The organism is uncultured Zoogloea sp. (assembly GCF_937894855.1).
GTDB lineage: Bacteria > Pseudomonadota > Gammaproteobacteria > Burkholderiales > Rhodocyclaceae > Zoogloea > Zoogloea oryzae.
The window spans coordinates 17,151-43,974 of sequence record NZ_CALAYQ010000072.1 but is presented as its reverse complement, the minus strand read 5'-3'; the positions used below and the strand labels follow the sequence as shown (position 1 = coordinate 43,974).

Below are 26,824 nucleotides of genomic sequence, written 5' to 3'. Positions count from 1 at the left end.
CGCCGAGGCCGTAGGAGGCGGTGATGAACACCACGCCGTCGAAGCCGGATTCGGTGTCCATCGTGAACATCACGCCGGAGGCGCCGATGTCGGAGCGGACCATGCGCTGAACGCCAGCAGACAGGGCGACTTCAGCGTGGGTGAAGCCCTTGTGCACGCGGTAGGCGATGGCGCGGTCGTTGTACAGCGACGCGAACACTTCCTTGATGGCGTGCAGGATGTTCTCGTAGCCGTGGATGTTCAGGAAGGATTCCTGCTGGCCGGCGAAGGACGCATCGGGCAGATCCTCGGCGGTGGCGGAGGAGCGCACGGCGAAGCTGCCATCACCTTCGGCGGTGAGCAGCTCGTAGGCGGCCTTGATCTCGGCTTCGAGTTCCGGCGGGAAGGGGGTGTCGACGATCCACTGGCGGATCTGGGCGCCGTTCTTGGCGAGGGCCACGACGTCATCCACGTCCAGGGTCGCCAGGGCGGCGCTGATGCGGTCGGCCAGGCCCTGATGGGACAGGAACTTGCGATAGGCGTCGGCGGTGGTGGCAAAGCCGCCGGGCACGCGCACGCTGGCGGGCAGCTGGCTGATCATCTCGCCGAGGGAGGCGTTCTTGCCGCCAACCTGCTCGACGTCGGTCATGCGGAGTTCTTGGAACGGAATGACGTTACGGGCCATGAAAAATCTTCCTGGGAGAAATTGAAAACAGATTTGGAATGCTTTTCTGCTGCGCATTGTATGAGGTTTGCTGCTGCGCCACATTGAGGGTTTATCCCAATGCGTGCAGCCTGCCACGCACCGATCCGGGGCGACTTCGCCGGCTTGCGGGGGCTGGAATGGGATAAGATGCTCCATTGCCCGGCACAGGCCGCGCGCGCGATTCCGTATATTTCTGCTGCCACATCCATGAGCCAGACCCGCCACGTTTTCTTCATCTCCGACGGCACCGGCATCACCGCCGAAACCCTCGGCCACAGCCTGCTTGCCCAGTTCCCCGACACCCGCTTCCGCAACCACCGCCTGCCGTTCATCGACAGCACCGACAAGGCCCGCGACTGCGTGCAGCGGATCAAGGACGCGGCCATCGAAAGCGGCATCCGCCCGATCGTCTTCAACACCCTGGTCGATCCGAGCGCCGTGGCCGCGCTGCGCGAGGCCGACGCCCTGTTCCTCGACCTGTTCGAGAAGTTCATCGAGCCCCTCGAGAACGAGCTGGGCCAGCGCTCCACCCACGCCGCCGGCCGCTTCCACGGCATCGCCGACAGTCAGGACTACAAGAAACGCATCGAGGCGATCAACTTCACCCTCGCCCACGACGACGGCGTCTCCCACGCCGATCTGGCCGAGGCCGACGTGATCCTGGTCGGCGTGTCCCGCTCCGGCAAGACGCCCACTAGCCTTTATCTGGCGATGCAGTTCGGCATCAAGGCCGCCAACTACCCGCTGATCCCCGAAGACTTCGAGCGCAACCGCCTGCCGGTCGAGCTCACCCGCTACCGCGGCAAGCTGTTCGGCCTCACCATCGGGCCGGATCGCCTCTCGCAGATCCGCCAGGAGCGCCGGCCCAACAGCCGCTATGCGTCCCTCGAAAACTGTCTGCACGAGATCGAATCCGCCCAGCGCATGATGAAGCGCGAAGGCATCAAGTGGCTCGACTCCACCGCCAAGTCCATCGAAGAAATCTCCACCATCATCCTGCAGGAAGTCCGACTCGACCCGCAGTCCTACTAAAAGGAAAGACCGCCGCGCGCCCCGCCCGGCCTGCCCGATGGCAGCCGGGGATCGTGGCGCCCGCGGCGCGGTCAAACCTCTGAATCAACAAGGAGAGCCCGATGAAACGTAACCGACTCGGTCGCCGTGGCGGACTGCCCCGCGACGCCGAACAACTCCTGTGGCTCGCCAACGGCCTGGCCGAATCCAGCAGCCGTGCCGAAGACCACTTCTGGGACCAGCGCCTCGCCGGTGCCGTGGATGCCCTGCTCCGTGCCGAGGACGAAGACGCCCTCAACACCGCGCTCGACCACCTCTCCACCGCCAGCGCCCACGCCTACGACGAGCTCGCCGACATGATCGAGTCCCGGGCCGAAGGCGCGCTGAAGTCCGACGACCAGCACGACGTGCTCCTCATCGCCTGCCCGGTGATGGCCTGGAGCCGCTACCGCATCCCCGCCACGCCCATCGCCGCCGCGGTGATGGCCAACCTGCGGGTGCATCTCAAGGCCCACATCCTGGCCAAGGACGTGAAGCTGGCGCTGGCCGACTTCCTGTTCAGCCCGGATCAGCTACCCCAGGGCTACTGCGCCACCGCCGACTTCGCCACCCACCTGGGCAAGGCCGCCGGCACCGACACCGACCTGCACATCAAGACCGACAACCTGCCCGAGACGGCCCAGTTCCTGTCCGACAACCGCTACCTGCTGGGCGCGGTGATCGTGCCCAAGGGTGCGCCGATCTTCCGGTGGCAGGAAGAAGACTGCACCCGCGAGCAGGCGCTGGACCAGTGGCGTGCCCAGGGCGGCGCGTGCGTCGCCCCGCTGCTCACCGGCTGCGCCTTCGAGGTCGTGCTGCCCAACGCCTACTTCGCCGCCAGCCGCGAGGCCGACAAGGCTTCTCGCCCGTACTCGATCCAGGCCTCGGTAGCCTTCCTGTCCACCACGCTGGATACGCCGGCGGCCGGCCTGCGGGCGGTGGTCGCCCCGTTCTTCGAGCGCCAGGTCGAGGAGTTCCGCATCGGCTTCACCCGCCGCGGCGGCAACGACGTGGTGCATGGCGTGGTGTGGCCTCTGCTGGGCGCCGAGGACGAGAGCAGCGAGACCCTCGCCGAGATCGAATCGACCCTGCGCAGCTGCGGTATCGCCGACATCCTGGTGCTCGACAACGAGTTTCCGATGGAATACTGCGACGACTGCGGCGCACCCATGTACCCCTCGCCCGAGGGCGAAGCGGTACATGCCGAACTGCCCGAAGAGCAGGCCGAGCAGATGCCCAAGCACCTGCACTGAGCATCAGCGGGCCGGCTTCAACCGGCCCGTTTCGTTTTCCCCCAACCCGAGAGACTGCCATGAGCCGAAAGATCGAAAAGACCGACGCCGAATGGCGCGCCCAGCTGAGCCCCGAAGAGTTCGAAGTGACCCGCAAGAAGGGTACCGAGCGGGCCTTCACCGGCCGCTACTGGGATTGCCACGAACAAGGGCAGTACCGCTGCGTGTGCTGCGGCGCCGACCTGTTCTCGTCCGAGCACAAGTTTGATTCGGGCTGCGGCTGGCCCAGCTTCTACGCCCCGGCCGCGCCCGAAAACGTCGAGGAAGCCGAGGACCGCAGCCACTTCATGCTCCGCACCGAGGTGCTGTGCCACGACTGCGGCGCCCACCTGGGCCACGTCTTCGAAGACGGCCCGGCCCCCACCGGGCTGCGCTACTGCATCAACTCGGCGGCGGTGAAGCTGGAGCAGGACGGCGACGACTGAATGATCGAAGCCCCAAAAGCCGAACAGCCCGCAAAGGGCTGTTCTGTTTTTCAGATGCGCATCGCGTCCAGCGTCTTCGAGCGGAAATCCCGCCGGTACAGCACCAGCACGATGCAGCTGGTGGTGGCAAAGAACAGCCACGGCTGAACGAACCACGACACCGCCGCCAGCCCGAAGTAATACGCCCGGATGCCCCGGTTGAACTCGTCGCCGGAGAGCGAGTTGATGCGGGCAAAGCGCTGGGCGAACTCCTCGGTGCCCTCCCCCGGCGGCGGCGCCGCGCCGATCAGGATCGACAGCATGTTGAACTGGCGCAGCGACCAGGTGAACTTGAAGTACGCCACGATGAAGATCGTCAGCAGCAGGAGCAGCTTCACCTCCCACACGTCCCGCGACACGTGGCGGGCAAAGGGCAGGTCGGCCGCCGCATCGATGAGCTTGTCCATCGCCCCGAGAAGCGCCAGCAGGCCGGCGATCACGTAGATGGTGGTGTTGGCGTAGAACGACACGCTCTGCATCAGGTTGCCGATCAGTGCCGAATCGGCCACCCGCACCTCACGCCGCAGCATCTGACGGCCCCACTCGAGGCGGAAATGGTGGCTCGCACCGAGCAGCCCCCGGGTGCTGCCGCCCTTCCCGTGCTCCACCACCCAGCCGTAGCCGATCCAGCACATCAGGAACCAGCCCAGCGCGATCCAGTCGGGCAACGAGAAGGCCGCGAGCCAGCCACCGCTCATGCGCGCCCCGCCAGCAGGAAATCACGGACCGGCGCGATCTGCGCCGGGTCCATCAGCGTGGGGGCGTGGCCGACATCCGGCACCTCGACGAGGCTCGCCTTCGGCCCACGGGTGCTCATCTGGCGGGCCGTATCGGCCAGCAGCAGATCGGATTCAGCCCCGCGCACCACCAGCGTCGGGCAGCTGATTGCTTCGTACACCGGCCACAGATCCACGTCCGCCAGCAGCGGCGTCTTGCGGAAGGGTTCGCCGATGCCCGGGTCGTAGCGCATCGCCCAGCCGCCCTCCACCGGCTTCACCGAGGTTTCGGAGAGATGCCGCCACTGGGCGTCGGTCAGCCGGCCGAAGGGCGCGCTCACCTCGCGGATGTAGGCCTCCGCCGCATCGAAGCTGGGGAACACCGGCGCGTTGCCCACGTACTGCCCGATGCGGCGCAGGGAGCTGACGGTGATCACCGGGCCCACGTCGTTGAGCACCAGCCGGCGGATCGGGTTCTCGGGCATGCTGGCGACGAGCATGCCGATCAGCCCGCCCATCGAAGTGCCCACCCAATGCACTGTCTCCACGTTCAGGCGGGCGATGAGGGTGATCATGTCGGCCACGTAGGTGGGCAGCTGGTAATCATCCTTCACCGCCAGCCAGCCACTCTGGCCGCGCCCCACCACGTCGGGGCAGACCACCCGGTAATACGGCGCCATCGCCCGGGCCAGGTCGTCGAAATCCCGCCCGTTGCGGGTGAGGCCATGAACGCACATCAGCACCCGCGGATTGGCCGGGTCGCCCCATTCGGTGTAGGCCATGCGGTGAAAACCGTGGGCGCCGATGCACTGCACGCTGCGCTGGCGCGGCTCGAACCAGGTTGGCGCAGGCGGTTCGGAGGTGGGTTCGATGGGCGCGGGTGGCGCGGGCTGAGCACTGAAAAGCTGGCGGAGGGCGGCGAGGAGGCTCATGGTCACTGAAGCAGATTCGAGACCACCAAGCATAGCACCTGCCGGCGGCGCGCCGGTTTCAGCGGCCGTGCCAGTAGCGCGGAGCAAGCGCCCGGGCGCCCACGGGTTGCGGCTCGGGCTCGCCCAGGGTGAACAGGATCGCGCCCCCTGCGTCGGTGCGCAGCATGCCCGCCCCCGACGCCGCCCACCGCGCCCACACCTCGCCGTTGGGATGGCGGAAGCGGTTGAGATAACCCACCGGAAAGATCGCCCAGCGCGGCCGGGTCGCCGCCACGAAGGCCGCGGTCGACGAAGTGCGGCTGCCGTGATGGGGCACCACCACCACGTCGCTGGCGAGGGCGTCGGCATCCCGGGCGAGCAGCGCCGCCTCGGAGACCGCCTCGATGTCGGAGGTGAGCAGCAGCTTGCGACCGCCCGCCTCCACCTGCAGCACGCAGGCGATGTCGTTGGTCTTCTTCGGCACCGCGTCGCTCGCCTCGGCCGGGTGGAGCACCCTGAAGCGCACGCCATCCCAATCCCAGCCCTGCCCGGCCGCGCAGGGCACATCCCGCGGGCCGGCGATCACCCGCGCCGGGTGGTTGGGCGGCAGCGAGCTGCGCACCTCGCCCACCGGCAGGCCGGTGAGCACTGCCTCAGCGCCACCGGCGTGGTCGTTGTCCTGATGGGTGACCACCAGCGTGTCGAGCCGGCGCACACCCAGCGCCCGCAGGTAGGGCAGCAGGATGCGCTCGCCGCTGTTGGCGTCGGCCGAAAACGCCGGGCCGGTGTCGAAGATCAGATCATGCCCGGCCGTCTGCACATGCACCGCCAGCCCCTGCCCCACATCCAGCACCGCCACCTTTGCCTCGCCCGGCGCCGGACGGGCCGGCGACCACAGCAGCAGCGGGACCAATGGCACCAGCCCCACCCAGCGGGCCGGCGTGCCGCGGGGCAGCAGCGCCCAAAGGCAGCCGAGCGCGGCCAGCACCGCCAGCGCCGGCGGTGGTGCCGCCTGCTGCCAGGCCGCCCACGGGAGATCAGCCAGCCAGCGCACCGGCACCATCGTCAGCGCGAAGGCACCATGGGCCAGGTCGGCGAACATCTGCAGCGGAAACACCGCATACGCCAGCGCCAGGGGCGTGACGACGAAGCTCACCAGCGGAATCGCGATCGCGTTGGCGAGCGGCGACACCACCGAAAACTGCTGGAAGAGCAGCAGCAAGGCCGGCAGCAGCCCCAGCGTGATCGCCCACTGGGCGCGCAGGGCGCCAAGGATGCGGCCATCCTGCCCCAGCCGCCCGCTGCTCACCAGGAACAGCAGCGCAACCGCCCCGAACGACAGCCAGAAACCCGCCGCCAGCACCGCCCACGGGTCGATCACCAGCACCACGCCAAGGGCCACCGCCAGCACCCGGCCGGGCGCCGTCTCGCGCCGCAGGCCGATCGCCAGCGCCACGCAGCCGAGCATGTAGAGCGTGCGCTGAGCCGGCACGCCCCAGCCGGCGAGCAGGCAATAACCCAGCGCCGCGATAAAACCCGCCGTCACCGCCGCCTGCTGGGCCGGCCAGCGCAGGGCCAGGGCCGGCGTGCGGCGCCAGATCGCCCCCACGCCGGCGGCAAACAGCGCCGCCACCATCGTCACGTGCAGCCCGCTGATCGCCACCAGATGGGAGATGCCGGTCGTCGCAAACACCTTCCATAACGCCGGCGGAATCGCGCGCTGATCGCCCACCGCCAGCGCCACCAGCACGCCAGCGTAGGGCGCATCCGGCAACGCGGCCTGGAAGCGCGCCCGCAAGCCTTCGCGCAGGCGCTCGACGCCATTCATCAGGCCTGGCACGAAGGCATCCACCCGCCGGTTGGTCTCGGCCGGGCGCACGCTGCCGGTGGCCCGGATGCCCTGCTGGAGCAGCCAGCCCTCGTAGTCGAAACCGTGGGGATTGACGTTGCCGTGGGGCCGCTTGAGGCGCACCGTGAGCTGCCAGCGCTCGCCGGCGTGGATCTCGGGCAGGCTGTGCAGCTCGTCGTCCCGATAACCCTTGTACCAAGCCAGCGAGATACGCCGCGGCACCGGCGCCGCACTCTCCTCCACCGCAAAGACGAAGCGCAGGCCGCGCTCGAAATCCTGGGGCAGACTGGCGATCACGCCGGTCATCTGCACATCGCGGCCTTCCAGTTCGCCGGGCAGCGCGTCGGCAAGCCGCAGCTCGGCCCGCCAGCCGGCGTAACTCCAACCGATCGCCGCGCCCGCCATCGCCAGCAACAGCCCACGAACGACGCCGCGCGCCGAAAGGCGCCACGCCAGCACGCCCAAAAGCAGGCCCACGCCCAGCGCGCTGCCCATTTCAAGCGGCGACGGCAGCGCCGCCCCGAGCTGGCACGCCAGAATGCCAGCCGCAAATGCCACAACGATAATTCCCATAACCCGGAATCTAGCCGAAAACGGGCGTGCCGTGCGGCCGACGCCAACTCGGGGCGAGTTGGTTAGAATCCCTGATGGAGACAAGGTCATCATCGTTCGGCGATGACCACAAAGACATGCGACGACTGCTCAAGCGCTACCTGCCGGACCACGAGACGCTCGCCGCCAACCGCTGGCTTGCGCCCTTTGGATCGACCCTGTTCCACCCCCGCCTGTGGCACCTCAACCGCCACTCCGCGGCGGGCGCGGTGGCGGTCGGCATGTTCTGCGGGCTGATTCCCGGCCCCTTCCAGATGCTCGGCGCGGCGCTGTGCTGCATGGTTTTTCGCGTCAATCTTCCGCTGGCGCTCTTCACAACCCTCTACACGAACCCGTTAACCATCCTGCCCCTTTACGTGGCGGCCTTTGCCATCGGCGAGTGGATTCTCGGGCCCGGTGCCGGCCACTTCACCGCGCCGCCCGAATGGGGCGCAGGCAGCTTGGCCAGCTGGCTCGACGCGCTGCTGGCGTGGGTCGCCGGGCTCGGCAAGCCGCTCTTTCTCGGGCTGGTGGTGCTGGCCTCGGGGCTGTCGCTCGCCGGCTACCTGCTGACCCGCGTCGCCTGGCGCAGTTATCTCATCCACCAGTGGCGCAAGCGCCGGAACAGTCTGACTTGAAGATCGCCTATCTCATCGCCCTGCTGCGCCGCCTGCTGCACCTCCGGCGGCGCCCGAAGGCCGTTGCAGTCACGCCCAACGGCCGGCGCACCAGCCAGCTGCCGCGCATCCTGCTGCGCATCTACTTCGCCGCCGGCTTCCTGGTCGCGCTGATGGCCGTCGGCACCGCCGGCTTCTATTACGCTGGCGGCGACAATGCGAGCTTCTCCGACGCCTTCTACATGACGATCATCACCGTCACCACGGTGGGCTATGGCGAAGTCGTGCAGATCGACGGCTTTGCCGAACGCCTTTTCGCCGGCCTCATCGCCCTGGCCGGCTTTGGCGCCGTGACCTTCCTCTTTACCAGCCTGACCGTTTTCTTCCTCGAAAGCGACCTCGATTACACCCTGCGGAGACGACGCATGGAAAAGCAGATTCGCAAGCTCCACGGCCACTACATCATCTGCGGTTTCGGCCGGGTCGGCCGCAACGTGGCCAACGAGCTCACCACCACCCATCGCCACTACGTGGCCATCGACGCCGACGAGGCGGCCATGGAAGCCCAGCGGGAACGTCTGCCCGGCCTGGTTTATCTGGGTGGCGACGCCAGCGACGACGATCTGCTGATATCGGCCGGCATCATGGATGCCCAGGGCGTATTTGCCGTCACCGGCGACGACAGCCGCAACCTGATGATCGTGTTCACCGCCAAGCAGCTCAACCCCAGCATCCGGATCGTTGCCCGCTGCCACGAGGTGCGCAACGCCGAGAAGCTCCGCAAGGCCGGCGCCGACAGCGTGATCTCGCCGGATTTCACCGGCGGCATGCGGATCGCTTCCAGCATGATCCGCCCCCACGTGGTGTCCTTCCTCGACGAAATGCTGCGCTCCGAACTCAAGCTGCGCCTGGAAGAGATCCGCGTGCCCGACAACTTCGAGCCCCGCGCGCTGGATACCCTGCGCCTGCGCAGCCCCAACTACGTGCTGCTGGCGGTGCGCAAGGATGGCGAAGTGGTCTTCAATCCGACCAAGGAATTCATGCTGGCTCCAGGCCAGCTGGTCATCGCGATGGCCTCACCGCTGGGCCGGCAGGAACTCGAAAGCGCGCTGCTGCCCGACTGAACCGGCCCCACAAACAGAAACGCCCCGGCATGCAGCGTCGCACACCGGGGCGTTTCCGTTTCGGGCCGAAGCCCGGCGATCAGATCTGGAAGTGAGACACCTCGGCCCGCAGCTGCTGGGCCAGCCCTTCCAGACGATGGGCGGTGTTGGCGGTATCGCGCACCGCGGCGCTGTTCTGCTCGGCCATCTGGGCGATGCGCTCCACGTTGCGGGCGATCTCGGTGCTCGCAGCCCCCTGTTCCCGCAGCGCGGCGGAGATGTCGGCGACCGCGCCCACCACCTGGGTGGCGCCGGCGTGGATCTGGTTCATTGCGTTACCGGCCTGACCGGCCAGCACGACGCCATCCTGCACCCGGGTCACGCCATCCTGCATGGTCGCCACGGCCTTTTCGGTGCCGTTCTGGATCGACACCACCATGCCGGTGATCTCGCCCGTGGCCTTGGCGGTACGCTCGGCCAGCTTGCGCACCTCGTCGGCCACCACCGCAAAGCCGCGGCCGCTCTCACCGGCCCGGGCCGCCTCGATGGCGGCGTTGAGGGCCAGCAGGTTGGTCTGGTCGGCGATTTCCTTGATCGAATTGACGATGGCCGAGATCTGGGTGGATTGGTCGCCGAGCTGCTGGATCACCTGGGCCGAATCGCGCACCGAACTGGCAATGCGCTCCATCTCGGTCACCGTCCGGGCAACCACCGCGCCGCCTTCCGACGACAGCCGGCCCGACGACGACGAGATGCCTTCGGCCTCGGATGCGCTGCTGGCGATCTCCTCGATCCCCACCGTCATCTCCTCGACCGCCGCCGCCATGCTGGAGGCCGCACTGCTCTGCTGCTCGGAGCCCGACGAAACCTGCGACGCCGAATGGGCCAGCACCTCGGCGGCCTTCGCCACATCGTTGGCGCCGCCCTGCACCTTGCCGATCACTACCGCCACCGCCTGGGCCATTTCGTTGAACTGGTCGGCCACCAGACGCAGTTCGTCCTGCGCGGAGAACTCGATGCGCGAGCGCAGATCGCAGTTGGCGAGCGCCTGGGCGCCGGACTTGAGCTCATTGACCGACTGCAACACCGCCACACAGAAGCCGGCGGACAGATAAAGCAGCAGCAGCAGGGCCGCCCCCGCGATGACCGCGTCGATGGTGAAGGCACGCTGGTGGGCGGCGATACGCGCCTTCAGCAGCGCATCCACCGACGGAATGAGCTCGTCGTAGGTCTTGGCGTAGGTCATGTCGATGGCCTGGGTGACGAGATCAAAATACGCCTTGGGCGCCATTTCGAAATCGCCCTTCAGGATGCGCTCCTGCAGCGCATTGATGACCTGCGAGGCGACGGCGTTGAACTCCTTGCCGAGCTTCTCGAGGGAGCCGCGGAGCGCCGGATTGGCCACCGCCGCCCGATCGAGGTTCTCGTTGAAATCCGCCAGGGTCATGTTCAGCTCGCCCAGCTGGGTGCTGATGTCGAAGCGCCGCTGATCGTCCAGGGCCTTCGCGGCGAGCACGCCGGTCCCCATCGCGCGCAGGCGGCCGAGGCGTTCCGAAACATCCGGCACCCGGCGGACCACGTTGTCGATCAGGTAGTAGGTGTCGGCCGACGGGTCGAGGGTCAGGTTGCCGTCGTCGCCCAGGTCATGCAGCGTGAGCATGACCTTGCGGATCAGGGCGGTGTGGGCAAGCAGGTTGTCCCGCGGCTTCATCTGCAGGCCGCCCGACTCCAGGGCCGACCAGTCCTTGCGCGCATCCGGCCAGCGTTTGACGGCCGATCGGGCCGACATGCCGGCAAAGGCTTCGTCTGCAGCCTTGAAGGCGGCCGCCACGTCGGCGGTCTTCTTCTGCAGCGGCGCGCGCATGTCTTCGTTGCCATTGAGCAGGCCGGAGGACAGCCCCCGGTGCTGCTGGCTCGTCTGAATCACCTTGAGCAGACGCGGTACCACTCCCAGCGCCTCGACCTCCCTCTCGGCGAAGTCGATGTTCTCGCGAAGGGTCAGGGCAAGCTGGGCCAGCAGGGTTCCAATCACCAGCAGCGCGATCACCCCGAGCAGGGCAAATTTCTTGGGGTAGCGCATGCGGTTGAGCAGAGCAACCGCGGGGGCGAATAGTGCGTTCATGGTGTCTCCGGTAAATCGCCGCCGGGACCACCACGGGCCCGGGTGCGCATATATCGACACCCCCGCCCGTAAACTTAAGAAACCCTAATTAAATAATGGTTATCTGAAAAACCATGCGCAGCCAGCCGGCGGGCTATCACGATTTCCACCTCGCATCCGACTGTCTCACCGGTCACGCACCGTATTCGAGCACCCCGTCCTGCAGACGCAGTACGCGGCTCGCCCGGGCAGCCAGTTGCGGATCATGGGTGACGATCACGAAGCCCGTGCCCTGCTGTTCGGCGAGCTCCAGCATCAGCGCAAACACCTTCTCGGCGGTCTGGCGATCCAGGTTGCCGGTGGGCTCGTCGGCCAGCACGCAGGCCGGCTTGGTCACCAGCGCCCGGGCGATGGCCGCCCGCTGGCGTTCACCGCCGGAGAGCTCGCCCGGCGTGTGATCGAGCCGATGCCCCAGGCCCACCGCCTTGAGGGTTTCGGCAGCCCGGGCCAGGGCCTCGTCCTTGGGCATGCGCCGCACGAAGAGCGGCATCGCCACGTTCTCGACGGCCGAGAACTCGGCCAACAGGTGATGAAACTGGTAGATGAAGCCCAGCGACTCGTTGCGCAGGCGACCGCGCTCAGCATCCGAGATCGTCGAGAAATCCCGCCCCAGCAGCTTCACCTCACCCGCCGACGGCACGTCCAGCCCGCCCAGCAGATGGAGCAGCGTGCTCTTGCCGGAGCCCGACGAACCCACCACCGCCACCCGCTCGCCCGGCGCCACCGACATGGTCACGCCGCGCAGCACCTCGACCGCGTCCACGCCTTCGCGGAAGGACTTGGACAGCCCACGGCATTCGATCACGGCATCACTCATAGCGCAGGGCCTCCGCAGGGTTGAGACGCGACGCCCGCCAGCTCGGGTAGAGCGTCGCCACGAGGGTCAGCACGAAGGACACCACGGTGATCGCGATCACGTCGGACCACAGCAGCTCGGACGGCAGGTCGGAGATGTAATAGACGTCCTTGGCCAGGAACTGCACGCCAAAGAACTGCTCGATGGCCGGCACCACCACGTCGATGTTGAGCGCCAGCGCCACACCAGCCGCCACACCCAGACCGAGCCCGATGAAGCCGATCAGCGCGCCCTGGATCACGAAGATGCCCATGATCGAACCCGGGCTCGCCCCCAGCGTGCGCAGGATGGCGATGTCGGCCTGCTTGTCCTGCACCGCCATCACCAGCGTCGACACGATGTTGAAGGCCGCCACCGCGACGATCAGCAGCAGGATGATGAACATCACGTTCTTCTCGATCTGCACCGCGCGGAAGAAGTTGGCGTGACTGCGCGTCCAGTCCGACACCATCGTGTCGGCGTCCAGATAGCGCGGCAGCTCCCGCGCCACCCGCGGCGCCTCGAAGAGATCGTCGAGCTTGAGACGCACGCCGCTCACCCGGTCTTCCATGCGGTACAGCGTCTGGGCGTCCTGCAGATGCACCAGCGCCAGGCTGGAGTCGTATTCGTACATCCCCACTTCAAAGATGCCCACCACCTTGAACTGCTTGACCCGCGGCAGGATCGCCGCCGGCGTCACCAGCCCCTGGGGCGCGATCAGCGTCACCTTCTCACCCGTGGACACCCGCAGCGCCCGGGCCAGATCCGCCCCCAGCACGATGCCGAACTCGCCGGCACGCAGGTCGTCGAGCTGGCCGAAGCGCATGTGCTTGGCAAACTCCGCCACCTTGTCCTCGGCGTCGGGCAGGATGCCGCGCACCAGCGTGCCGCGCACGGTCTGGTCGAAGGACAGCATGCCCTGGGCCTGCACGAAAGGCGCCACCGCCCGCACGCGCGGGTGCTTCGCCGCCTCGTCGGCGATGCGCTGCCAGTTGGCAAGCTCGCCGTCGTAGCCGCTCACCTGCACGTGGGACGCCACGCCCAGGATGCGCGTGCGCAGCTCGCGCTGGAAGCCGTTCATCACGGACAGCACGACGATCAACGCCGCCACGCCGAGGGCGATGCCCAGCATCGAGACCAGCGAAATGAAGGAGATAAATCGATTGCGGCCCTGCGCCCGCCGCTTGGAGCGGGTGTAGCGCAGGCCGACCAGGAATTCATAAGACATCGGCAATGGAACCAGAAACGCCGGCACCCGGCGCAGGGGCGCATTGTGCCGCAGATATCCGATTTGAACGAGAGGCGCCATCCGCCCCGCCACCGTGACGCCGTGCGCTGCCGCCCACCGGTCGCTTTTGCCAAGCCCTCGCCGACTGCCGTAAGCTCCCGTCAGCCCAACATCATCGGCCAGCCGCCATGCGCCTCAGCAAGCCCGCGATCTTCCTGTCCCTGTGTCTGGCCTCGATGGCGGGCCTTGCCGCCGACACGGCCACCCTCACCGCGCCCGAAAAGCTCCGCGCCGATCCAACCCCCTACGCGGCGGTCGTGGGCGCCGTCCATCGCCTTGCCACGGTGCGCATCGTCGACGAGCGCCGCGACTGGTATCGGGTCGAAGCCGACGGCGGCCGCAGCGGCTGGCTGCCCCGCCAGAGCCTGCAGCTCGACACGCCTGCGCCGGCCGCCGCCAGCGCCAGTCAGCCCAGCCCCGGCAGTGACGCCCGCCTCGTGCCCCGCAGCACGCCCCGCGCCTCCAATCACGCCCTGCTCCTCAGCCTCGATCCCGCCCGCGCCAGGGCCGACGGCGAAGCCGCTGCCGCCATCGCCCGGCTGATGGGCGTGCCGGACGCCAACCTCCAGCAGCCACCCGCCGCGCAGCTCGACGCCGACGGCCTGCGCCGCGCCCTGGCCGCCCTCGACGCACGCCTCGGCACCGACGACCGGGCCTTCATCCATCTCTCCGGCGCCGGCGGCAACCCACCCTGCGCCGACGCCATCCCCACCGCCGGCCGCGACGCGCTGCCCCTTTCCGAATTCAGCGGCTTCCTCTGCAACCTCGCCCGCAAGGCCGACAAGCTGGTGGTGGTGGCCGACGCCGGTGACAGCCGCTGCCCGGCCCCCGCCATCAACGCTGCAGCCACCGGCAACATCCTCACCCTCTCCGGCCCTCGCGGCACCACCCAGGCCCTCCGCGACTGCCTCGACGGCCGCACACCGCTCACCGCCAGCGCCGGCATCGCCACCGGCGAAGACTGGCGCCACTGCGCCCAGGCCGCCCTCGGCGCCGGACGCATCACCCTCGGCGGCAATCCGTCCCTCGCCCCCGCGCCCGGCCTCGTCGTGGCGACGCCGGCCTCGCCCCGCAAGCTGCTGCAGGCGATCCACGCCCAGCGCAGCGAGCGCCGCAACGTCACGATCGCCGGCCTGCGCGGCAGCTATCGCGCCGGCGAGACGATCCGCGTCTCGGTCAGCGGCCCCCAGGGCGGGCAGCTCTACCTGCTCGCCGCCCGGGACGACGGCTTCGTGCTGCTCCATCCCTCGCCCGCCGCCCCCGCCGAGCGCTTCACCGGCAGCCAGAGCCTGAGCCTTGCGGCCCGCGACATGGGCAGCGGCAACGTCCGCCTGCTGGCCCTCGTCAGCGACAGCCCGCGCAACTTCATGCGGGCCGGTTTCAGCGGCTCCGGCAACGTGGCGACGGCGCCGGCCGACGCCCGCAGCCTGCGCGACCTGCCCCTCGAAATCCTCGGCGGCGACACCAGTCTCACCTGCCAGCGGGCCGAAACCCGCAACCTCGGCGCAGCCCAGGCCCGCCAGTGCTCCACGGCCTTCGGCTCGACCATCGCCGACCTCACCATCAGCCCTTGAGTGCCCCAAGGGCCGGCTTCGCCCAGCCCACCCGCCATGAGGGCTCAAGGAAGCCTGGGACGGCCCGGCGCTTCCTTGAGGGCGGCGCGGGTGGCGGGCGGCCCGTGCTAGACTCGGCACCCGAATTTACATTCCCCGACCGGGCTCGCCAGCCCGGTCGCCACGCCGTCGCACCCATGCAGTTTCACCTTGTCCTGCCCGGCCTCGCCTGGCCCCGCAGCGGTGCCAGTCACGCCGCCGGAGACCTGTCGCTGCCTGCGCTGTCCGCGCTGCTGGGCCACGCCCACGCCAGCTGGCAACCCGCCGTCGCGCCCGAAACCTGGCTCGCCGCCCGCTTCGGCGCGGACGATGCCCGCCTGCCCTACGCCGCCCTGCGCCGCGCCGGCGAAACCCCGCCCGCGGCCGACGCCCACTGGCTGTGCTGCGACCCGGTGCACCTGCACTTTTCCCGCGACAAGCTCCTGCTGGCCGACGCCTCGGGCCTCGGCATCACCACCGACGAAACCGCCACGCTCATCGCCGGCCTCAACGACACCTTCGCCGACATCGGCCGCTTCGAGGCCCCCGCGCCGGATCGCTGGTACGTCGCCCTCGCCGACGAGCCGCGCCCGTTCTTCCACCCGCTGCCCGACGTCAATGGCCGGCCGGTGCAGCTGTTCATGCCCGAAGGCGAGGACATCGCCCGCTGGGCGCGCCTGTCGAACGAGCTGGAAGTGTGGCTCTACAACCACCCGGTCAACGCCGCCCGCGAAGCCGCCGGCCAGCGCGTGATCAACGGCGTGTGGCTGTGGGGCGCCGGCCCCGCGGATGTCCGCCTGCAGGCCCCCGCCCCGCGCATCCAGGCCGACGCGCCCTTCGCCCGCGGCCTCGCCCGCTTCGCCGGGGTTGATCCCGAGCCCACCGAGCGCTACCTCGACGGTACCGGCTTTGCGGTGGTGAGCAGCCTCCAGCGCCCGGCCCTGCATCTGGATGCAGCCGCCTGGCAGGCCGCCCTGCAGCAGCTCGAGCAGCACTGGTTCGCACCGCTCCTCGCCGCCCTCAAGGCCAAGCGCATCCGCACGCTCACCATCAGCGCCCCCAGCGACAAGCACTGCCTGGAGCTCGAGATCTCCGCCGGCAGCCTGTGGAAGTTCTGGCGCAAGCCCCAAACCCTCGCCGCCGTGCTCGCCACGGCGCCGCAACCCGCCTCCACCACGCCATGACCCGCATCCTGCCCCGCCCGGCCCCGGCCCGCGCCGTCACCCGCCTGATCGAAGCCGGCACGCACCCGCTGCTCGCCCGCATCTACGCCGCCCGCGGCATCCAGAGCAAGGACGAACTGGACTACAGCCTCAAGGCCATGCTCCCGCCGGCCCAGCTCAAGGGCGTGCGCGAGGCGGCCGAGCTCCTCGCCGACGCCATCGAGGCCGGCGCGCGGATGCTCATCGTGGCCGACTACGACTGCGACGGCGCCACCGCCTGCGCCGTGGGCATCCGGGCGCTGCGCATGTTCGGGGCCGAGGTCGGTTATCTGGTACCCAACCGCTTCGAATACGGCTACGGCCTCACGCCGGCCATCGTCGAGCTCGCCGCGCCCATGGCGCCGGACGTGCTCATCACCGTGGATAACGGCATCGCCAGTGTCGATGGCGTCGCCGCCGCCCGCGAGCACGGCATCGCCACCGTGATCACCGACCACCACCTGCCCGGCGACGAGCTCCCCGAGGCCGACGTGATCGTCAATCCCAACCAGCCCGGCTGCGAATTCCCCAGCAAGAGCCTGGCCGGCGTGGGCGTGATGTTCTACACCATGCTCGCGCTGCGGGCCGAGCTGCGCGACCGGGGCGCTTTCGAGGGCAAGGCCGAGCCCAACCTGGCCGATCTCCTCGACCTCGTGGCGCTGGGCACCGTCGCCGACGTGGTCAAGCTCGACCACAACAACCGCATCCTGGTCGCCCAGGGCCTCCAGCGCATCCGCGCCGACCGCATGCAGCCGGGCATCCGCGCGCTGTTTGCCGCCGCCGGCCGCGACGCTGCCCGCGCCACCACTTTCGACATGGGCTTCGCCCTCGGCCCGCGCCTCAACGCCGCCGGCCGGCTGGCCGACATGTCGCTGGGCATCGAGTGCCTCATCACCGATGACATGGGCCGCGCCCTCAACATCGCCCAGGAGCTCGACAAGCTCAACCGCGAGCGCCGCGCCATCGAGGCCGAGATGCAGGAAGGCGCGATGGCCAACCTCGACGCCATCGACCCGGGCGCCCGCTCCAGCCTCGTGCTCTTCGAGCCCGACTGGCACCAGGGCGTGATCGGCATCCTCGCCGGGCGCATCAAGGAGAAATTCCACCGCCCGACCATCGCCTTCGCCCGGGGCAACCCCGGCGAGCTCAAGGGCTCCGGCCGCTCGATCCCCGGCCTGCACCTGCGCGACGCGCTGGACCTCGTCACAAAGCAGGCGCCGGGGCTGGTGCTCAAGTTCGGTGGCCACGCGATGGCCGCCGGCCTCACCATCCGCGAAGACGACCTGCCGCGCTTCGAGCAGCTTTTCGAGGGCATCGTGACCAGCCTCATCGACCCGGCCAACCTCACCCGCAGCCTCGAGACTGACGGCGCGCTGGAAGACAGCCTCTACAACCTCGAAACCGCCCGCCTGCTGGAGCGCGAGATCTGGGGCCAGGGCTTTGCCGCGCCGGTCTTCGACGACGTCTTCCGGGTCGAGAACCAGCGCGTTCTGAAGGACAAGCACCTCAAACTGCAGCTCAAGAAGGGCAACACCCGGCTCGAGGCGATCCAGTTCAACCACGCCGACGCCGCCGCGCCGTCGATCCACGCGGCCTTCCGGCTGGCGGTGAATGAATACAACGGGGTGTCGAGCATCCAGCTGATGCTCGAGCATTTCGAGGCCGCGTAAATCATGGCCGCGTAAACGCACAAAACCCCGCCGGAGCGGGGTTTGTTGATTGTTCGATCAGCCGATCGAAGCGACCTGATCAGTAACGGCCACCGCCGCCACCGCCATAGCCACCACCACCGGGGCCACGACGGCCACCGCCGCCAGGACCACCGCTGCCCGGACCACGCCGCGGACCGCCGAAGCCGCCGGTACGGGGCTCCTGCGGGCGGGCTTCATTGACGGTCAGATTGCGGCCGTCGATGTTCTTGCCGTTCAGACCGGAAATCGCGCCCTGGGCTTCCTGATCCGACCCCATCTCAATGAAACCAAAGCCTTTTGAGCGGCCGGTTTCACGATCCATGATCACCTGAGCAGAGGTCACGTTGCCGTACTCGCCAAACAGTTCTTCGAGACGGGCCTTGTCGACGCTGTAAGGCAGATTGCCTACGTAAAGCTTGGTACCCAATTGACGCGCTCCATGAGAGAAAGGCGGCCCGGAAGATGGTCGCTCACTCACACAATAGCAAGGCATTCCAGTCGCGTCGAATATTTTTGTAATGCGGCAACAAGGCCTGACGCGCAGCTCAGGCGAGGCTGCCGGCAAGCAGGATCAACGCCGGCACCACCACGAAGTACAGCCGCATCACCAGACGCAGCCGCGAGCCGACCTCGGTGAGCCCCATGTAGTGACGGATCACCAGCAGGCCCTTCACCGCCACGATGCCGGCCACCACCGCGGCCAGCACCATCGCCGAGGCCGCGCTCTCGCCCAGCCAGGCGCTGCCGAGGGTGAGCGCCACCAGGCCCAGCCACACCCGCGTGGCCTGCCGTTCGGGGGATGTACGCGTCGTCATCGCCTTCACCTCAGCACGTAGAGCAGCGGAAAGATCACGATCCACGCCAGATCGGTGGCGTGCCAGTAGAGCGTGGCCGCCTCCAGGCCTTCGTGGTCATCCACGCTGTAGGCGCCGAATCGGCAGCGCAGGATCGCCCAGATCAGCCCCAGGCAGCCCCACACCACATGCACCAGGTGGTTGAAGGTGAGGTAGTAGTACATCGCCACGAAGCTGTTGCCGGTGCCCACCACGCCGTGCTCGATGTTCCAGTTGAACTCCCAGGCCTTGATGAGCAGAAAACCGATGCCGCCCAGGAGCGTGCCGAGCAGCCAGTTGCTGGCCACGCGGGATTCGCCCCGGCGGATCGCCAGCAGCGCGCGCACCGCGAAGTAGCCGCTGGTGAGCATCACCACCGTGTTGGCGATGCCGGCGCTGGTAAGGAGCATCGCCGAGCCGGCGCGGAAATCCTCCGGATGGTTGAACCGGAACCACGCCCAGGCCACGAACATCAGTGCAAACTCGGTCAGTTCGCACAGGATGCCGACCCAGATACCCCGGTTGCCCGGCACCGAGCCCGCCAGCATCGACCGCCCGGCCGGGGGTGCTACTGCGAGTTCCATCGACTGCTCCCAAGAAGATTCCGGGCCCCACTTTATCCCGCTGCCAGCAGGACCGACCGGCACAGTTTTGCACCGATCCGGGCGGATCAGTTTTTATTTTTCCCTTGCGTTTCATCAATGAAAACGGGCCATCCGCAGCGCTGCGGATGGCCCGTCGGCAAGCCGGAAACCCGGCTCGGCTACTGCTTGAGATGCGGGTTGAGAAAGCCCCGCATCAGCTTGGTGAGGCGCGGCATCACCACCCAGGTCATGGTCGCCACGATCAGCCCGGTGAGCAGCGCCACCTTGGGCAGGAAGGGCAGATAAGGGCGCACCAGCGGCTCGATCAGCCACAGCACCAGCGACACCGTCGGGAAGATACCCATCCACGTGACCAGCGCCATGCGCGCCCGCGGCGGGTGCATCGACGCCGGCACCACCGCCGGGGCGAACCACGCCTCAAGGCCCGACAGGCTGCGGTATTCCGGCTCGGCGTCGGCCACCTCGCGCAGGCGCCGGTGCATCTCGGCCCGGCCCGGGCAGGCATCCCAGGCAGCCAGCGCAGCCTCGGAGGCGAAATGGACTACCACCTGATACTCCTCCCCCGGCGTGTGAGGCGGGATCATCTCGGCACCCAGGAAGCCCGGGGTCTTCTGCATGTACTGAAACATCTCGCGCACGGTGGCTTCGTACTCCCGCTCCTTGCCCGGCTGGGCACGGCGGCGGGCGATGCGGGTGACGTGGCCGGGCTGGGCGGCGGCGGGGGTTCTGGCGTCCATGGCTGTCTCTGGGTCAGGCGTTGAGGATCGACACCGCGCGGGTGTTGAGATAGGGCTCGAGGGCTTCACTGCCGCCTTCAGAACCATAGCCTGAATCCTTCAGGCCGCCAAAAGGCATCTCGACCCACGGGGCCGCCGGCTGGTTGATCCACAACATGCCCACCTCGACCCGCCGGGCGAGCTGGTGGGCATGCTTGAGCGAGGTGGTGAAAGCGTAACCGGCGAGGCCGTAGGGCAGCCGGTTGGCCTCCAGGATGGCTTCGTCGAGGGTGTTGAAGCCGCGCACCGCCGCCACCGGGCCGAAAGGCTCATCGTTGAAGACCTTGGCGTCCAGCGGCACGTCGGCCAGCACGGTCGGGGCGAAGAAGTTGCCGGTTTCGCCGATCCGCGCGCCACCAGCGGCGACGGTGACGCCCCGGGCCACCGCGTCGCCGATGAAGTCGGCCATCGCCGCCACCCGGCGCGGGTTGGCCAGCGGCCCCATCTGAGTGCCTTCGGCGAGGCCGTCGCCCACCTTGAGCGACGCCGCGTGGGCGGCCAGCCGGGTGGTGAACTCGGCGCGCACGCGCTCGTGCACCAGAAAGCGCGTCGGCGAGATGCACACCTGACCGGCGTTGCGGAACTTGGCGCCACCGGCCACCGTGACCGCCAGATCGAGATCGGCGTCGTCGGCGACGATCACCGGCGCGTGGCCGCCCAGTTCCATCGTCACCCGCTTCATGTGCTGGCCGGCGAGCGCCGCCAGCTGCTTGCCAACCACCGTCGAGCCGGTGAAGCTGATCTTGCGGATCACCGGATGAGGTATCAGGTAGGCCGATACCTCCGCGGGGTTGCCATAGACGAGGCCGATGACACCTGCCGGCACGCCCGCATCCACGAAAGCGCGGATCAGCTCGGCCGGCGCGGCCGGGGTTTCCTCGGCGGCCTTGACGATGATCGAGCAGCCGGTGGCGAGCGCCGCCGACACCTTGCGCACCGCCTGGTTGATCGGAAAGTTCCACGGCGTGAAGGCCGCCACCGGGCCGACCGGGCCCTTCAGCACCAGCTGGCGCACCGCCAGGTTGCGGGCCGGGACCACTCGGCCATAGACGCGCATCCCCTCGTCGGCGAACCACTCGATGATGTCGGCGGCGGCGAGGGTCTCGATCTTCGCCTCGGCCAGCGGCTTGCCGTTCTCCAGGGTGAGGATCGTGGCGATGGCGTCGGCCCGCTCGCGCAGCAGCACGGCGGCGCGGCGCATGGTCTTCTGGCGTTCGTTGGCGGGCACGTCGCGCCACAGTTCGAAGCCCTTCTGGGCGGCGGCGAGGGCGCGGTCCAGGTCAGCGATGCCGGCGTGGGCGACGCGGCCTATCTCGGCGCCGGTGGCGGGGTTTGCCACGGGCAGCGTGCGGCCGTCGGCGGCGTCCTGCCACTGACCGTCGATCAGCAGTTGGGTGTTCGGGTAGCGCATGGGGGTTCCTCGTAGGCGCGGCGGATCAGGCCGCCAGGCGCGGGTGGGTTTCGATGTAGCGGGCTTCGGCCTTCGCGGCCTCGGCCAGGGCCTGCTGCAGACCGGCGATGATCTGGGCCAGTTCCCGATGGCGGGCATGCCAGATCGGCGCGCCGGCCATGGCGATGTCGGCGCAGGCCATCGCGGTGCGAAGGATCTCGTTCTCGGCGCGCAGGCGTTCGATCTCGTGGGCGGCCTGGTCGTGCAGGTCGCGGTTCGCGGGGATCGCCCGCAGGGTTTCGACGATGTCCATCTGGCACTCCTTTCGATGCTGCCCGTGGCAGCGGATGCCTTGCAGTGTAGGGGCCGGGGACATATATTTGAAATCGATTGTCGATATTCGACCCATAACCGTAGCCGATACCTCCGAGCCGATAACCCGATGGACCTGCGCCAGATCGACCTCAAACTCCTCGTGTCCCTCGACGCGCTCCTCGCCGAGTGCAACGTGACCCGCGCCGCGCGCCGCCTGCACATGAGCCAGCCGTCCCTGTCGGCGCATCTGGCGCGGCTGCGCCAGCTGTTTGGCGATCCGCTGCTGCTGCCCGCCGAGACCGGCCGCGGCATGACGCCCACCGCGCGGGCGCTGGCCCTGGGCCCGGCGCTGCATTCCGCGCTGAAGGATCTGGAATCGGTGGTGAGCCACCAGCCCAGCTTCGACCCGAAAAAGGACGAGCGCACCTTCCAGATCGCCGCCAACGACACGGCGATGGTGGTGCTGGGCCTGCCGCTGATCGAACGCATCTCGGCGCTGGCCGGGCCCGCGCTGAAGCTCACCTTCCGCAACCCAGACGTGGGGCTGATCGCACCGCAGATGGAGCGCGGCGAGGTGGATCTGCTGCTGGCGTCCGACCGCCTGCTGCCGCCGTCGATGAAGACCCGCCCGCTGCTCCACGGGCGCTTCGTGATGGCCCAGCGCAAGGCCCACCCGCGGGGCGTGGGGCCGGTGGATCTGGACGCCTACTGCCAGCTTTCGCACGTACTGGTCACCGAGATCGGCGGCAGCGTGCGCGGCTATGTGGACGAGACGCTGGCCGCGCTGGGGCGCCAGCGCAGCGTGGTGGTGTCGGTGGAGAAGTTCATGCTGGTGCCCGAGATCCTGCGCTACTCGGATTACGTGTGCACCCTGCCGTCGATGCTGATGAGCCGCTTCGCCAACGTGCTCGACATGTTCGAGCTGCCCTTCGACGACGGCGGCTTTGGCCTGCGCATGGCGTGGCACCCGCGCAACCACGTGGACCCGGCGGTCAGCTGGCTGCGCGAGCAGGTGGTCGGGCTGGTTCCCGGTCAGCCAGCTTAGTCGGCCAGGCCTTCCAGCAGCAGCGCCCCGCAGGCGGCGATGTTGTCGATGTGGGACTGGCGCATCTCGTCGAGCATCGCCCGGGCGACCTCGTCCGGCACCATCGGCAGCACCTCCTCGATCTTGCGCACCACCCAGGCCTGGCCTTTGTTCACAAACTGCAGCCGCGCCGCGAGTCCGTCGATGGCCAGCGTCTTCTGGACGAAGGCGCCGGTGTCGTGGGACGCCACGCCGCCCAGGCGCTGAATGGTCTTGTAGAGCACCACCGCGTTGACGCCTTCGTCCTTCTGCAGACGCTCGAGGACGGCGCGAACGGGGCTGCGGCTGTCGAGGCCGTCGCGCAGGATGGCCAGCACCCGGGCGCCGGCGCGCTCCGCTTCGAGCAGCGCGTTGAGGCGTTCAATGGTTTCGGGATCGGGCCCCTCGGCGGTCTCGCCGAAGTAGCCGGGAAACTCCGCCGCGTAGCACGGCGGCGAGGATAGCGCCGGGGTTTCCGGCTCGTCGGGGCGGCGGGGGCTGTCAGTCATCGCAGGCTCCTTGTCACTCGGCCGGACGGATCACGAACACCGCCGGATCGTCACCGTGATCCAGCAGCACGCTGCGCACCCGGGCCTGCCACAAGGCGCGGAAATCCTTCGCCTCTTCCGGGCTGGCCACGCCCGTCAGGCAGCGCTGCATCAGCGGCGCCATGCGGTGATCGGCGGGCACGTGGCGCAGGTGGGCCTCGGCATCCACCGTGCGGCCGGTATCAACGCGGGTGAAACGCAGGTCGAGGGGCTGGCTTACATCGAAGGCCATCAGGTTGCGGCGGTCGAAGCGCCCGGCGAGGCCCTTGAAGCCGCTGTCGGTAGTGCTGCCGGTGAGCATCGAAACCACATTGGCGATCACCCCGGTGACACCTTCGCTGCGCCCTTCGCGGAAGCTCGCCTTCACCGCGCCACGCTCGGGCACCGCGTCGCCGTACAGGGCCATCAACGCCTGGCGGGTGAGCCAGTAGGCGCTCGCCACCGTCGGGCACGAATGCCCGGCCAGCTTGACGGCGTCCAGGTAGCCGTATTCGACGAGACCGCCGTCGAAGGCGCCGAGAAACTCGGCCAGGGGGTCGCGCAGGCGCAGACGGGGTACGAGATCGAAAAACGGCGGGTAAGGCATTGCGACGCTCCACTCAAAACGGGAATCGCCGGCCGGAAACCAGCGCGGCGATTCAGGCTAGCGTCACCCGCCGGGGCTCGCCTTGACCGATGACAGGCCGACTCAAAAAGCCTTGGGCACCCGATCGCCCACCGTGAGCGGCGCAAAGAGCGGCAGGCCGAGGGTCGAACAGCCGGCGAACGGCAGATCGCGGCGGTAACGGGCTGCGTCCCGCTCGGCGCGGGTCCATTTTTCTAGGGCGAACTCGTAGTCCGGCAGCGAAAGGCCCAGGGTCTTGTCGGCCATCGCGGCCGGGATCGGGTGGGCCGCCTGGTGGCACAGCAGCGCGGCGAAGCGCGGGCTGCCCGCCCCTTCGGCGCGCACCTTGTCCAGCTCGCCGGTGGCGATCGCGGTGTAGTGGCGGCCCAGCTCCCGGTAGGCGCCCACCAGATCGGCGTAGGAGTTGATGGTCATCGACACCGTGGAATCCTGCGGGAAGATCGGCGTGAGGAGGTTGTCGTCGATCGCCCCCTTGCCGGCCAGCAGGCGCGCCAGAAAGGCGGACGATTCGCAGGGCAGCGTGTCGTCCTCGCCGCATCGGGTCAGCACCCGGTCGTCGGCGCTGCGCTCCGCGGTCTGGCGCCGCCGCCAGTCGGGGTAATCGAAGGCCGGCTTGATGATCCACAGGCGGGTCCGGGGCGCGGTCAGACAACTGTCGGGGTTCGCGTCGCGGCTTACGCAGCCGGCCAGGAAGGGATAGGGCCAGCCCCAGATCGGGTACGAACGGACCCGCGGCTCCCCGTGGGCGTCCATCGCGTCGCCCACCCCCTCCAGCGCGGCCTGGGCATCTCTGGCAGCCTGGGTGGTGCCGGCCATGCGGCGGCTGGAGCGGCGCAGCACCAGATCGTCGTAGCAGCCCCGCGGCCAGCCGGCGAGGCCCGGCACGTGCAGGTGCAGGCCTTTGCGGATCAGCAGCTCGTTGCGCAGCAGGCACAGGTCGCCCATCGAACCGCCTTTGTCCTCGGCGTGATCGGAGACGATCACGTCCTTCACGCCCTCGACGATGGGGGCGTAGGCGCCCAGGTTGTCGGACGAGCCGCCATCGACCAGGCGCACGTAGACCGGATCGTGGTCGGTCACGTAAGCCGCATAGGATTCGCCCAGGTAGAGCGGCGCCGGCAGGGCCAGGTGAATGGCCCGGCGGGCGTCGCTGGCCTTGGGCACCCCGGCCTCGTCGATGTTGCGCAGGTCGAGCCCCCAGTTGAGGTTGAGGACGTGCTGCGCCAGCGCCGCGCTGAAGCGCACCGGCTGGCCATACACCCGCTGGTTGGCGTCGAAGAACGCGGCCGAGGCATTGACCGCCGTGAGCAGGGAAGCATTGCGACGCCCTTTTTCAAAGCTGCGGTCGTGGTTCTCGACGTCGGGCAAGGCCAGGTCCACGTTGATCGCGCCCACGCCACCCGCGCATTGCTGATCGGCGGTCATGTGGAAGATGTCGCGGTCAAAGTTGGTGTCGTTGCGGCCGGTCCAGCCGAGGATCGAGCGGCTCGGCGCCGCGGTGGCGTTGATCACCCAGCGCGGTGGCGACTGGCGTCCGTCGGCGTAGAGGCTGGCGAGCCCGGCAAAAGTCATCCGCGCCGGATCGGGGCGGATCCGGACGTCGTCGCCGCGATCGAGCAGCCCGGCTTCGGCGCTGTCACGCGGCGTGTGGTTGGCAAAGCTCGTCTTGCCCCGATCCTGGCCCTGATCGATCACAAAGTGCCTGACCGCCCCCACCTGCGCGGCATCGCTGATGTCCCGCTCCAGGGCGCGGGCGTCGACGGGTTCCAGGCCGTAGCTGATGCCGATGCCTTCGCGATAGACGATGCGCGACGGCGAGAGATTGATCGGCCAGTCGAAAATGGTGTTGGCAACCCACGCCATCGGCAGCGATAGCAACGACACGCCCACCAGGGCACCGTAAGTCGTGTTGCTGCGGATGCGGGCGCCGACCGAGTTGCCGAATTCGCAGCGCTGCCAGGTGAGGATGTCGGCGTGGCAGCGGACGAACTGCTGGTGCACGGTGTCGCGCCGCAGCCCCTCCCCGTTCCAGTACGCGCGGGCGGCCGCCAGGGCCTCGGGATCGGTGCGGCTGCCCGCGCCGACCGGCGTCGGGCAGAAAAGGTCCTGTTCGGGCATGCCGCGGCGGGCGGCTTCGGCGGTGATCAGCTCCGGAGAGAAACGCGACTTCAGGCCAGCCGGAATGCAGTCGCGAAAATAGCGCTGCAGATTCTTGTCGGCGGGCTGCGGCGCACCGGTCTCGGGCCGGTTGCGGATCAGCCGCGAGTAGGCGTAGAAGGCCGCGTAACTTCCGCCCGACACCGACGACACCGCATCGGACTGCCAGAACAGGGAGCCGTCGAAGCGGGTGGGATCGCGGCTCAGTGAAAGCTGGCTGGTGACCGACGCCGCCAGCACGCCCATCGCAAACGACGAGGCCTTGGTGCCACCGCCGGCCAGGGTGATCGCGATGCCCGCATCCGCATCGTGCGGCACCACCGGGCGACAGGCCTGATCCTCGGCGCCCGGCGGCGTCATCGCAGCGACGACGGGGGATAGCGCAAATGCGGCGGCGCCCAGCCAACCGCCCAGATTGGGGAAACGCATGATCCTCTCCTCGTCTGCCCGCCACCGCAAATGCGG

General features: G+C 68.6%; 25 protein-coding genes. 9 read left to right on the top strand and 16 right to left on the bottom strand.

Translation table 11 applies throughout. The features are described 5' to 3' along the window. A partial coding sequence (locus tag Q0672_RS09450; protein WP_298621743.1) for a PEP/pyruvate-binding domain-containing protein occupies positions 1-664 on the bottom strand: 664 nt, incomplete at its 3' end. A gap of 228 nt (positions 665-892) precedes the next feature. Between Q0672_RS09450 and Q0672_RS09445 the strand changes: the two genes are divergently transcribed. The 3 genes from Q0672_RS09445 (at position 893) to msrB (ending at position 3,452) form a co-directional block, all read left to right on the top strand. Next, positions 893-1,717, top strand: coding sequence for a pyruvate, water dikinase regulatory protein (locus tag Q0672_RS09445; RefSeq protein WP_153161601.1), 825 nt, complete (start codon positions 893-895; stop codon positions 1,715-1,717). A 101-nt stretch (positions 1,718-1,818) separates the two neighbouring features. Beyond that, a complete protein-coding gene (locus Q0672_RS09440; RefSeq protein WP_153161600.1) occupies positions 1,819-2,988 on the top strand; it encodes a DUF2863 family protein in 1,170 nt (389 codons plus the stop codon). 59 nt (positions 2,989-3,047) lie between these two features. Continuing rightward, complete coding sequence (gene msrB, locus Q0672_RS09435; RefSeq protein WP_298621742.1) at positions 3,048-3,452, top strand: peptide-methionine (R)-S-oxide reductase MsrB; 405 nt, start codon at positions 3,048-3,050, stop codon at positions 3,450-3,452. 50 nt (positions 3,453-3,502) lie between these two features. Here msrB and Q0672_RS09430 read toward each other — a convergent pair whose 3' ends face one another. From Q0672_RS09430 to Q0672_RS09420, 3 genes are read right to left on the bottom strand one after another with little or no spacing between them, the layout of a single operon-like run. After that, on the bottom strand, positions 3,503-4,189 hold the full coding sequence (locus Q0672_RS09430; RefSeq protein WP_284188723.1) for a DUF599 domain-containing protein: 687 nt from the start codon (positions 4,187-4,189) through the stop codon (positions 3,503-3,505). After that, complete coding sequence (locus tag Q0672_RS09425; RefSeq protein WP_298621741.1) at positions 4,186-5,139, bottom strand: alpha/beta hydrolase; 954 nt, start codon at positions 5,137-5,139, stop codon at positions 4,186-4,188. Before Q0672_RS09425 ends, Q0672_RS09430 begins: the two co-directional genes overlap by 4 nt. A gap of 58 nt (positions 5,140-5,197) precedes the next feature. After that, entirely contained in the window at positions 5,198-7,540 is a 2,343-nt protein-coding gene (locus Q0672_RS09420; RefSeq protein ID WP_298621740.1) for a DNA internalization-related competence protein ComEC/Rec2, read from the bottom strand. Between the two features lie 116 nt (positions 7,541-7,656). On the opposite strand from Q0672_RS09420, the gene Q0672_RS09415 reads away from it, so the two are divergent. After that, positions 7,657-8,196 carry a DUF2062 domain-containing protein gene (locus tag Q0672_RS09415; protein ID WP_298621739.1) on the top strand — a complete coding sequence of 180 codons (540 nt, stop codon included), beginning with the start codon at positions 7,657-7,659 and terminating at the stop codon, positions 8,194-8,196. Continuing rightward, positions 8,193-9,299 carry a TrkA family potassium uptake protein gene (locus Q0672_RS09410; protein WP_228111879.1) on the top strand — a complete coding sequence of 369 codons (1,107 nt, stop codon included), beginning with the start codon at positions 8,193-8,195 and terminating at the stop codon, positions 9,297-9,299. Before Q0672_RS09415 ends, Q0672_RS09410 begins: the two co-directional genes overlap by 4 nt. A 79-nt stretch (positions 9,300-9,378) precedes the next feature. Here Q0672_RS09410 and Q0672_RS09405 read toward each other — a convergent pair whose 3' ends face one another. The 3 genes from Q0672_RS09405 to Q0672_RS09395 form a co-directional block, all read right to left on the bottom strand. Beyond that, positions 9,379-11,400, bottom strand: a complete 2,022-nt coding sequence (locus Q0672_RS09405; RefSeq protein ID WP_298621738.1) for a methyl-accepting chemotaxis protein — start codon at positions 11,398-11,400, stop codon at positions 9,379-9,381. A gap of 172 nt (positions 11,401-11,572) precedes the next feature. Continuing rightward, a complete protein-coding gene (gene lolD / locus Q0672_RS09400) occupies positions 11,573-12,256 on the bottom strand; it encodes a lipoprotein-releasing ABC transporter ATP-binding protein LolD (RefSeq protein WP_298621737.1) in 684 nt (227 codons plus the stop codon). After that, positions 12,249-13,502 (bottom strand): lipoprotein-releasing ABC transporter permease subunit, encoded by a 1,254-nt coding sequence (locus Q0672_RS09395; RefSeq protein WP_298621736.1) that lies wholly within the window; start codon positions 13,500-13,502, stop codon positions 12,249-12,251. Before Q0672_RS09395 ends, lolD begins: the two co-directional genes overlap by 8 nt. Positions 13,503-13,690: 188 nt before the next feature. Here Q0672_RS09395 and Q0672_RS09390 point away from each other — a divergent pair, with 188 nt between their 5' ends. From Q0672_RS09390 to recJ, 3 genes are all read left to right on the top strand, one after another. Beyond that, entirely contained in the window at positions 13,691-15,136 is a 1,446-nt protein-coding gene (locus tag Q0672_RS09390) for an SH3 domain-containing protein (protein ID WP_298621735.1), read from the top strand. A gap of 176 nt (positions 15,137-15,312) precedes the next feature. Then, positions 15,313-16,338, top strand: coding sequence for a hypothetical protein (locus Q0672_RS09385; protein ID WP_298621734.1), 1,026 nt, complete (start codon positions 15,313-15,315; stop codon positions 16,336-16,338). After that, the gene (recJ, locus tag Q0672_RS09380; RefSeq protein ID WP_153161587.1) at positions 16,335-18,026 is read left to right on the top strand and encodes a single-stranded-DNA-specific exonuclease RecJ; all 1,692 of its coding nucleotides are present in this window, start codon (positions 16,335-16,337) and stop codon (positions 18,024-18,026) included. The genes Q0672_RS09385 and recJ overlap by 4 nt, the downstream gene beginning before the upstream one ends. A gap of 79 nt (positions 18,027-18,105) precedes the next feature. Here the strand turns inward: recJ and Q0672_RS09375 are convergent, their stop codons facing one another. The 6 genes from Q0672_RS09375 to Q0672_RS09350 form a co-directional block, all read right to left on the bottom strand. Further along, a complete protein-coding gene (locus tag Q0672_RS09375; RefSeq protein WP_153161586.1) occupies positions 18,106-18,474 on the bottom strand; it encodes an RNA-binding protein in 369 nt (122 codons plus the stop codon). A gap of 118 nt (positions 18,475-18,592) precedes the next feature. Next, positions 18,593-18,862, bottom strand: a complete 270-nt coding sequence (locus Q0672_RS09370) for a cytochrome C oxidase subunit IV family protein (protein ID WP_298621733.1) — start codon at positions 18,860-18,862, stop codon at positions 18,593-18,595. Positions 18,863-18,867: 5 nt separating this feature from the next. Continuing rightward, positions 18,868-19,464 (bottom strand): cytochrome c oxidase subunit 3 family protein, encoded by a 597-nt coding sequence (locus tag Q0672_RS09365; RefSeq protein ID WP_298621732.1) that lies wholly within the window; start codon positions 19,462-19,464, stop codon positions 18,868-18,870. Positions 19,465-19,643: 179 nt separating this feature from the next. Continuing rightward, positions 19,644-20,222, bottom strand: a complete 579-nt coding sequence (locus tag Q0672_RS09360) for an antibiotic biosynthesis monooxygenase (RefSeq protein WP_298621731.1) — start codon at positions 20,220-20,222, stop codon at positions 19,644-19,646. A gap of 13 nt (positions 20,223-20,235) precedes the next feature. Continuing rightward, the gene (locus Q0672_RS09355) at positions 20,236-21,672 is read right to left on the bottom strand and encodes an NAD-dependent succinate-semialdehyde dehydrogenase (protein ID WP_298621730.1); all 1,437 of its coding nucleotides are present in this window, start codon (positions 21,670-21,672) and stop codon (positions 20,236-20,238) included. A gap of 25 nt (positions 21,673-21,697) precedes the next feature. Then, a complete protein-coding gene (locus tag Q0672_RS09350) occupies positions 21,698-21,964 on the bottom strand; it encodes a hypothetical protein (protein WP_298621729.1) in 267 nt (88 codons plus the stop codon). Positions 21,965-22,093: 129 nt separating this feature from the next. Between Q0672_RS09350 and Q0672_RS09345 the strand changes: the two genes are divergently transcribed. Further along, a complete protein-coding gene (locus Q0672_RS09345; RefSeq protein ID WP_298621728.1) occupies positions 22,094-23,011 on the top strand; it encodes a LysR family transcriptional regulator in 918 nt (305 codons plus the stop codon). Here the strand turns inward: Q0672_RS09345 and Q0672_RS09340 are convergent. From Q0672_RS09340 to Q0672_RS09330, 3 genes are all read right to left on the bottom strand, one after another. Next, on the bottom strand, positions 23,008-23,538 hold the full coding sequence (locus tag Q0672_RS09340) for a DUF6306 domain-containing protein (protein WP_298621727.1): 531 nt from the start codon (positions 23,536-23,538) through the stop codon (positions 23,008-23,010). The genes Q0672_RS09345 and Q0672_RS09340 overlap by 4 nt on opposite strands. Before the next feature lie 13 nt (positions 23,539-23,551). Further along, positions 23,552-24,163: a hypothetical protein gene (locus Q0672_RS09335; RefSeq protein WP_298621726.1), complete on the bottom strand. Its 612-nt coding sequence runs from the start codon at positions 24,161-24,163 to the stop codon at positions 23,552-23,554. A gap of 102 nt (positions 24,164-24,265) precedes the next feature. Further along, entirely contained in the window at positions 24,266-26,788 is a 2,523-nt protein-coding gene (locus Q0672_RS09330) for a hypothetical protein (RefSeq protein ID WP_298621725.1), read from the bottom strand. Positions 26,789-26,824 lie beyond the last annotated feature (36 nt).